This is a genomic window from Armatimonadota bacterium, assembly GCA_035527535.1.
In the GTDB taxonomy this organism is placed as follows: domain Bacteria; phylum Armatimonadota; class Hebobacteria.
In genome coordinates this window covers 50,825-58,941 of the sequence record DATLAK010000113.1, presented here as the reverse complement: position 1 = coordinate 58,941, position 8,117 = coordinate 50,825, and the positions used below count along the sequence as shown (strand labels likewise).

At 65.8% G+C, this 8,117-nt stretch carries 7 protein-coding genes; all 7 read right to left on the bottom strand.

What is annotated here, in order from left to right; translation table 11 throughout:
• Positions 1-99: 99 nt before the first annotated feature.
• The 7 genes from VM221_08330 to VM221_08300 all read right to left on the bottom strand — a co-directional run bounded on the left by VM221_08330 (position 100) and on the right by VM221_08300 (position 7,764).
• Positions 100-849: a sigma-70 family RNA polymerase sigma factor gene (locus tag VM221_08330; protein HUT74826.1), complete on the bottom strand. Its 750-nt coding sequence runs from the start codon at positions 847-849 to the stop codon at positions 100-102.
• Positions 850-1,160: 311 nt separating this feature from the next.
• Positions 1,161-1,700, bottom strand: a complete 540-nt coding sequence (locus tag VM221_08325) for a DUF1854 domain-containing protein (protein ID HUT74825.1) — start codon at positions 1,698-1,700, stop codon at positions 1,161-1,163.
• Positions 1,701-1,702: 2 nt separating this feature from the next.
• Positions 1,703-3,913: an ABC transporter ATP-binding protein gene (locus VM221_08320; protein HUT74824.1), complete on the bottom strand. Its 2,211-nt coding sequence runs from the start codon at positions 3,911-3,913 to the stop codon at positions 1,703-1,705.
• Between the two features lies 1 nt (position 3,914).
• The gene (locus VM221_08315) at positions 3,915-5,048 is read right to left on the bottom strand and encodes a hypothetical protein (GenBank protein ID HUT74823.1); all 1,134 of its coding nucleotides are present in this window, start codon (positions 5,046-5,048) and stop codon (positions 3,915-3,917) included.
• A gap of 3 nt (positions 5,049-5,051) precedes the next feature.
• On the bottom strand, positions 5,052-6,128 hold the full coding sequence (locus VM221_08310; GenBank protein HUT74822.1) for a methyltransferase domain-containing protein: 1,077 nt from the start codon (positions 6,126-6,128) through the stop codon (positions 5,052-5,054).
• Positions 6,125-6,676 (bottom strand): GNAT family N-acetyltransferase, encoded by a 552-nt coding sequence (locus VM221_08305; protein ID HUT74821.1) that lies wholly within the window; start codon positions 6,674-6,676, stop codon positions 6,125-6,127. The genes VM221_08310 and VM221_08305 overlap by 4 nt, the downstream gene beginning before the upstream one ends.
• Positions 6,673-7,764 (bottom strand): radical SAM protein, encoded by a 1,092-nt coding sequence (locus VM221_08300; GenBank protein ID HUT74820.1) that lies wholly within the window; start codon positions 7,762-7,764, stop codon positions 6,673-6,675. Before VM221_08300 ends, VM221_08305 begins: the two co-directional genes overlap by 4 nt.
• Between the last annotated feature and the right edge of the window lie 353 nt (positions 7,765-8,117).

Genomic DNA, 8,117 nt, shown 5'->3' with positions numbered 1-8,117 from the left:
ACGAGGGGCTGTGACATGGGCTATGACCTCGTCGGCTGGGATGTTCGAATAAACAACCCTTGGCCGCGCGAGGGCATAGACCTCTCACGTTCTGCCCCTTCACTTTCTGCCTACAAAAATGGCTGAACTATAGACTAGCATGCCCTCCTTGATTAGTGCCCACACGCCGTGCAGCAAGCCCACCGTCGCCGGCGCGGCATGAGCGATGCCATGGGCGATCGCGGGCACCAGGCTTGGCGGCGCCATCGCCTGCCCCTGCAGCGCGCTGACGAGGCCGGCAGCAGGCGGGGCCGTTTCGCCGGCGACGATGACCAATCCCGCGGCTTCGCGCGGAAGCTCGCGCCGTAAAGCGGCAAGCGCCAGTCGTAGTCGCGTCCCTACCGTGCCCACCGGCACCCGGGTCACGCGTGCGATCTCACGGTAGCTCAGCCCCTGGTCGTAGAAGAGCGACACCGCCTCGCGCTGTTCGCCACACAGGCGCTGAACGGCGGCAACTATCTGCTCGTGCTCCACCCGCAGCATCGCCTGCTCGGCGACGGAGGCTTGGGCAGCCGGCTGGCGCTCATCGAGCGGCTGCTCCAGAGGGCGCGCCTGGCGCAGGCGATCCCGCCACAGGTTGGTGGCGATCACGAACAGAAACGGCGCAACCGGCCGCGCGGGATCGAACCGGCGCAGGGCGCGGTAGAAGCGGATGAAGGCCTCCTGGCAGAGGTCCTCCGCTTCCTCGGTCCGTCCGGTCAGCCGCAGGAGATGGCGGAACAGCCCGTCCTGGTAGCGGCGGACGACCTCATCGAAGGCCGCGCCGTCGCCGTTGAGTGTGCGCTTGAGCAGTTGCCGGTCTTCACTCATCTGCCCGCACCGTCAATAACACTATGGAGTACGGATTTCCGCAGGCTCTTGTTCTCCGCTGGCGACCGAAAGGTGCGTAACCGCCGAGCTGCTCGCGAGGCAAACACGCTTGATACATTGGCTTGGTGGCGCTTTCGGTTTCTTGTAGTAGGCTGCTAGTACACCGCATTGGCTGGCGTCGGCGGCGATCCCGACCGCAGGTCGGGCGACGTTCTTGGCGTGATGCGAACTATCGTACCACCGACCGCGCTGGTCATCGCGGTCTTCTTTTCCATCGGCGGTTGTTTTCCCACCTGTCGAATCAACGCTGACTAGATTATCCGCGCCAGCTGGGCGCGGCTGTCCGGGTCGAGGGCGGCGACGTCGGGTATGTCGTAGCGGTTGCCCTCGGCGTCGGTGAGCAGGACGCGCGCCTCGCCCAGGTAGATGACGTTGTCGTGCACATCGCGCAGGGTCACCTCGCGCACCCCGCGGTCGGTCTCGAATACGCACTGGACAAGCCCCCAGAAGTTGCGCACCGACAGGATGCGCCGCACCGTTGGGTAGAGGTAGCGCCGGTCGAGTTCGATTCCCACCAGCTCGCGTGACTCGGGGGCGAGTGAGCGCCAGCGCCGCAGCAGCCCCGCCTCCTTGCCGTTGGGGTCGGCCTCGCGGATGGAGATGTAGCGGTCGGGGTCTGTCAGCGGCTGAACGCGCAGGAAGCGCGGCGCGAGGATGCTGAGCTCGTCGGCGATGGTGGCCCGCAGTCGCCCGTCCTCGCTGCGAAAGACGCGCACCTGTTCCGGGTCGAGGTAGCGCAGCGTCGGCGGCTCGCCAGGCTGCACAGATGGCACCGGCTGTTGGTTATCCATAGCTATCTGCTCACGGCCTTGATCATCGAAGTCTTGCGATGGATGTCCAGCAGGCGATAGTAAACGCCCTTCTTCTCCTCCAACTCGTCGTGGGTGCCGAACTCGGCGAGCTTGCCCTCCTCCAGCACCAGCAGGTTGTGGGCATTGCGCAGGGTGGACAGGCGATGCGCGATGGCAAACGTCGTGCGCCCCTCGATCAGGCGCGCGACCGCCTGTTGGATCTGGTCCTCGGTTTCGAGGTCCACGTTGGCGGTGGCCTCGTCGAGGATGAGGACCGCGGGGTCGTGCAGAATCGCGCGCGCGATGCAGAGGCGCTGCTTCTCACCCGCCGACAGCTTGCCGCCGCGCTCGCCGACCTGCTCGTCATAGCCGTCGGGCTTGTTGACGATGAAGTCGTGGGCGTTGGCGACCTTGGCCGCGGCCATGATTTCCTCGCGCGTGGCGTCGGGTCGGCCGTAGGCGATGTTCTCGGCGATGGTGCCGTTGAACAGGAACGGCTCCTGCAGCACCACGCCCAGGCGCGCGCGGTAGAATGATAGGTCGAGGTCGCGCAAGCTGACGCCGTCAATCAAGACCTCCCCCTCGTCCGCGTCGTAGAAGCGGCACAGCAGATTGATGATGGTGCTCTTGCCCGCGCCGCTCTTGCCCACCAGACCCAGCATCTGCCCCGGCGCGACCTTGAACGAGAGGCCCTTGAGCACCGGCTGGTGCTTTTCGTAGCCGAAGACAACGTTGCGGAACTCAACCTCGCCGCGAATGGTCTCGGGCACGACATGGCCGCGGGCTTTTTCGCTGTCGGCCTCGGCATCGAGCACCTCGAAGATGCGCTCGGCGGCGGTGAGCGCGCGCGACATCCACTGTGCGCTTTGAGTGAGGCCGTTCAAGGGGCCGTAGAGCATGGCGAGATAGGCCAGGAAAGCCATCAGGTCGCCCACCGTGGGGCCGCGACTGCCGACAATCATCAGCCCGCCGAAGTACCACACCAGCCACGACCCGCTGGCAATCAGCATCCCCACCAAGGGCATGAGCGTCGCCCACGTCTGCTCGGCATAGACGGACGCGCCGAGCAAGTCGGCGTTGCGCAGCCGAAAGCGCTCGATCTCCGCCGGCTGCTGGGCGAAGGCACGAACGATCTTGATGCGCGAGAACGCGTCGTTGATCAGCGTGTGGAAGCGGCCCCAGCGATACCAGAAGCTGTGGAACGCCCGGTGCATGCGGCGCCACAGGGCGCGCGAGAGCAGGCTCACCAACGGCGCCGGGATGAGCGCCAGCAGGGCGAGCCGCCAGTTGATGACGAAAACCGCGGCCGCCACACCGATGACGCCGATGGCGTTGCTGGCGATCCATGGCAGGCCGAAGGCGAGAAAGTCCTGAACGCCGCCGGAGTCCTGGGTCAACCGCGAGATGAGGGCGCCGGTCGGATGCTGATCAAAGAAGCGCAGCGACAACCACTGCAGGCGCTCGTAGAGCCGGGCGCGGATGTCGAAGCTGACGCGTCCGCCCACCCATGCCGCCACCCGGCCGCGCCAGATGCCCATGATCGTGCTCAGGACGCTGCTGCCCGCCAGCCCGGCGACCAGCCAGACGAGCAGGTGGGCCTCCGCGCGCGGGATGAGCACGCGGTCCACCAGGATCTTGGTCAGGTACGGCGGCGCCAGGCCGAAGCCGGCGGCGGCCAGCATCAGCGCGCCCACCAGCACCAGGCTCGCGCGATAGGGCCGAGCGTATTGCAGCAGCCGCCGCAGCACCGCCCCTTTGCGCACGCAGCGCGGGCACACCTTCGTCTCCACCCCCAGCACCAGGCCACACATAGGGCAGCGCCTCTGGCGCTCGGGCTGATCGGGGATGGGCTTGTCCTTGGCGGCGGCGTCGAGCTGGCCGCGCACCCGCCCAAAGCGCTCCGACAGGGCATTGGTGTACGACAGCAAGTCCAGCTTGTAGCCGCCGACCACTGCCTGCAGCATCCCCCCGCCGACGAGGTTGTCCACCACCACCTCGCTGATGTCCTTCAGCGGCAGGTCAACCCGCGTCGTCGCTTCGGCTCCGTCGGGCGCGAGCACCAGCACGCGGTCGCCGGCAAGCACCAGCCAGCGCTCGCCGTAGCGCCCGTCCGCGCCAAGGTCGCTGGCCGCCGCGACGCGGATCTCGGCGTCGGGCGCCGCCCGCGCGACGGCCTTCCTTATCACCTCCGGCAGTCTATCAGCAGCAGCCACGTCAATTCCCCTTGAGCGCAGCGCAAGCGACGTGCGAGTTGTCCTGCGCCCACATGATCGCCCAGCGCGATTTCAAGTCGTCCGGCACGTAGAGCCGCCGCCCGCGCGGGCGGCCATAGCGTCGCGCGAGCTCGGACACCGGCACGCGGAAGTACGCCCGCAGCGCTGGCGTGCTGTTGTTCTCCAGCGTGTCAATGACGGCCGCCACCCCGTCGGTCTTGAGGTTCCCCAGGCGCCAGGCGGGGGTCAGCTCGCCGAGGTTGGAATAGACGTCGAAGCCGGGCAGGATGTCCAGCCAGAGGTGATTGCCCTCGAGGACGCGGTCGCCGATTGCGGTGGAAGTCGGTTTGTGCTCCCCATATAGTAGATGCGCGATTCGCCCTTCCGGTTCACCCAGGGGGCGCAGAATCTGCTCTTCCCCGTGCTCCCGCAGGCACGCTGAGACCCGGTGCGCGTCTACGGCGGTCGGGCGCAGATGCTCCAGATGCCAGGCTTCGCCGTCCGGCGAGGGGCAGTGCATGAACAGGGTGAACGGGCCGCCCAGCGCCTCGCAGCGCTCGCGTAGGCGCAGCTCCCGTGTCAAAGCGATCAGCCCCGGCAGGTCGGGCAGGATGCGCTTGGTGAAGAACCACTGCCAGCGCGGGCGAATACCCGCCGCCAACAGCCGCTCGGTGGCAAGCAGCAGGTCGCGGAACGCGCCCCGCCGCCGGTAAGCCCAGTCGGTGACCTTCTCCAGGCCGAAGAAGGTCATCTGGCAAACGCGCACGCCGATGCTGTGCGCCCACGCAGCGTATTCGGGGTCGCGCGCCAGCCGCCAGACGCTGAGCAGTTCCCACCTTGGCCGCAGCGACGGCAGGTCGCTCAATTCGTTCTCCAGTTCGTACAGGCGCCGGTAGTTGTCTCCGTAGTCCGGCTCGCGCACCGAGGTGGAAACGCGAATACGCGGCCACAGCGGCGCGTCCTCGCCGGGGCGGCGAAAGGCGCGAAACTGCGCCACCGTCCAGCGCACATCGTCCTCGGTCATGCGCCCCGTCGCCGCCGCGGGTATGCCGATATAGCAGTGCCGGCAGCGGTTCGGGCAGCCGTGCATGTCGAAGGCAAGGCCAATGTCTTCATCAGGCACAATGGCAGGCATCGTCTATTCCTTCACCGCTATGATGCGCCCGCTGCCCGCCGCGCCGGAGCGCCACAAGGCGATGTCGGCGTCCAGGCTTTCGTAGGCCCAGCGCACCCACTCTTCGCCCATCAATTGGTGATAGTGCTCCTCGCGCTCTTCCAGCTTGCGCCGCGCGGGCAGCCAACCGTGCTCGATTTCCCACTGCGAGATGTCCTCGGCGCTGATGACGCGGAAGCCGAATCCAGTGACACGGTCGGCCATCTCGCCCAACGACAGCAATGCCGGCCCTTCTGTGGGGCATGGTAGCGATGGAGCCTGGCCGCCCCCGGCCTGGAGGTCACGGGCGAAGCGCCCATGCTCCATATGGCGGCGAATCGTCGCCGTAAACGTCAGTCGCCCGTTCGGCGCCAGCAGCCGCTTGATCTCCGTCAGCCAGCTCAGGTCGGAGGGGAAGCTGCCCTGCGACCAGGCGACGGTAAACGAGCCGTCCGACATCGGTACCGCATCCGCCGAGGCGCAGAGGAAGCTCACTTTGTCATGGAGTTCAGGCGCGCCCCTCGACGTTGTCATTCCGAGCGCCAGCGAGGAATCTCCTACCTCCTGTGCAGCCCCGGTAGGGGATTCCTCGGTCGCTGCGACTCCCTCGGAATGACACTCTTGCCGGAGAGTCTCCGACGCTGCCAATCTTGAGACAGCCTCTCTGTCGCGCCCTCCGGTGGGCGGGATGAATCCCGCCCCTACACCGCACATGCCACACAATTCCGTCAATTCCCGCGCGATGGCGATATGCATCGGCGATATGTCCACGCCAACTACTTGGCAGCCGAACTCCCGCGCAAGCTGCCGCGCCGGCCCGCCGACATAACAGGCGAGGTCAACCACCCTGTCGCCAGCGGCGATTCCCACCGCCTGCGCCATGTGCCGCGTGTCCTCCGCCCCGCCGAGGTGATACTGCTCGCCCAGCAGCACGGCGCAAGCGCTGGCGCGCAGCAGGCCCGCCGCCTGGAGGGATTCCAGTAAGGCAGGAATCTGCGCGCTGGCGTCAGTACATGGGCCCAGGTGCCAGCTTTGCATCATCTCATTGAGTATCGCGTTCATCGTGATGCCTGCAATGCTTCCCACCGCTCCCTTGTCAACTCGATCACCACGGCATGGACCGGTTGGCCGGGCGCCATCGCTCGATCCTCGTCTGTCAACTTATCATCGGGGATGCGGATGCGCATCTTCTCCTCGAAGCCGAACTTCGCGTACAGACGTGCCGCCACCTGATTCCAGTCATGGTAATCAATGAGACAGCGAGCCGCTCCGCAGTCCTCGAACATGACCTGCAGGACACAGCGCATCAGCTCCGTGCCATACCCCTGGCCGCGGCAGGGCTCGTCAATGAAGAAGTAGCCTCCTGCATCCGCGCCGCGCGTTGCCCCGAAGCCGGCAAAGCCGATCCATACGCCGTCCTTCGTCTCGACCGCGAATTGCTTAGTGATGCCCTCTCGCGGCCCGTCGGGCTTCTCCAACTCCTGGGCGTAGCACCGTCTTGTTCCCTCCTCGCCGCCGAAGCCGTGCGCGGCCATGCGCGGAATATCGTCTTCGCACAATTGACGAATCCGTACGCGGGACCCTTCTTTGATCACAAGGCCTGGGGTCATCTTGATGTCCTCCCGCTTGCGGTCTGCGGTCGACCGTGCCAGTAGCGATCGCAAAGTTTCATGTAGACGCTGTCGCCGCAAGGATGGAGGGCCTGGGACCCGAAGTCGCCGTAAAGCCGCGCGAGTTCTTGCGGCTCAGGGAGAGGGGGCCCCTGCGCTTCGAGAATGCTGCGCCAGACGCTTTCGATGCCGTCCCGCCTGACATTGCCGTGCGGAATCGCAGGGCGTGAGAAGAACAACTCCTTCACGTCTAAGTCAGGCATGACGACAAGCCGGCCGAGCGTGCGTTCCGAGGGTACGTTGCCGCCATGCTCGTAGGTGTGCGGGCATATCTTCCTGCCCTTCTCCATAAGGCGCTGCGTCCAGACCGCCTCTGTTTCCACCCCGCACTTCATCCGCTCTAGGGCCTCGGCGAACAAGTCGAGGTCAGCCTTGGTGGGCCGAAGCAACGCCTCGAATTCCCGTAGGCGGTCATTAGGGAAGAAACCGGGGACGCCGGTGATAATCCTGATCTTGCCTCCACCGAGTTGTTCCAGCATCTCAGCAATCGAGTTGAACGAGTCCAGGTTTCTCTTGTTGAGGTGTATCTCGAACCAGACTCTCATGCCGCAGGCAAGCGCCCGCTGGGTCGCGATTACCAGGTCCCGGTAGGCTCCCGATCGCCGCACGAACCAGTCGTGCTCGGCCTCCAGCCCGTGGATCGCAAAGCCAATTCCCGAGAAGCCTGCAGCAATCAGCGCCTCATAGACGGGTCGCCAGTCTTCAAGGCGAGCCAGGCCATATCCGTTGGAACTGAGCATGTCGAACTCGTGCCGCCGGGCCTCGGGGATGAAAGACAATTCGTATGCCTTCAGGCGCACGAAGTCCGGATGAGCGGTGGGCTCGAAGGTGTCGAGCCCGCAGCGGACACTCGGGGCGTGGCCTGTCGTTTTCTCGAAGGCGCGCCCGAACTCGCCCACAAGCCACTTGACATCATCAAGGCTCATGAGCGCGCCGAAAGGCGGGCCACCCTCCTCCGAGCAGTGACGGCAGCGATTTGGGCACCCGGAAACGATAGGTTCCAACTGCAGTCTGTCCCACACGGTCATCGCTCCTTCCGCCACTGACGGCCACAAACCAAACGCGCCTGCTCCTTGCCACCCGGTGCTCAGGATGGCATGAAGCAGGCGCGTCAAGGGCTGAAGTCGCGGGTTCCTGCTGGGCCGGGCGGGGACGCCTGGCCTACTGCCGCATCGCTATGGTTTTTTCGGCCGTCAGCCGTGTGGATTGTATGCCAGCGAGACCCGCTTGTCAATATCAATTGTGGCGGTGCGGTGAACTCGGAGCGTTGGCCTAGCCGCCTCCATGTAGCATGGCCGCCTCGGCCGTGTTGGGCGCCGCGGCCGCGGTGCCGGATTCACAGGCGAGGTTTGCACGGTTCCCTTGGCGTGGATGGCGCTGG

Coding starts and splice junctions, on each gene's coding strand:
- VM221_08325 (HUT74825.1), bottom strand. CDS start 1,700: ATGGATAACCAACAGCCGGTGCCATCTGTGCAGCCTGGCGAGCCGCCG.
- VM221_08315 (HUT74823.1), bottom strand. CDS start 5,048: ATGCCTGCCATTGTGCCTGATGAAGACATTGGCCTTGCCTTCGACATG.
- VM221_08300 (HUT74820.1), bottom strand. CDS start 7,764: ATGACCGTGTGGGACAGACTGCAGTTGGAACCTATCGTTTCCGGGTGC.
- VM221_08310 (HUT74822.1), bottom strand. CDS start 6,128: ATGAACGCGATACTCAATGAGATGATGCAAAGCTGGCACCTGGGCCCA.
- VM221_08305 (HUT74821.1), bottom strand. CDS start 6,676: ATGACCCCAGGCCTTGTGATCAAAGAAGGGTCCCGCGTACGGATTCGT.
- VM221_08330 (HUT74826.1), bottom strand. CDS start 849: ATGAGTGAAGACCGGCAACTGCTCAAGCGCACACTCAACGGCGACGGC.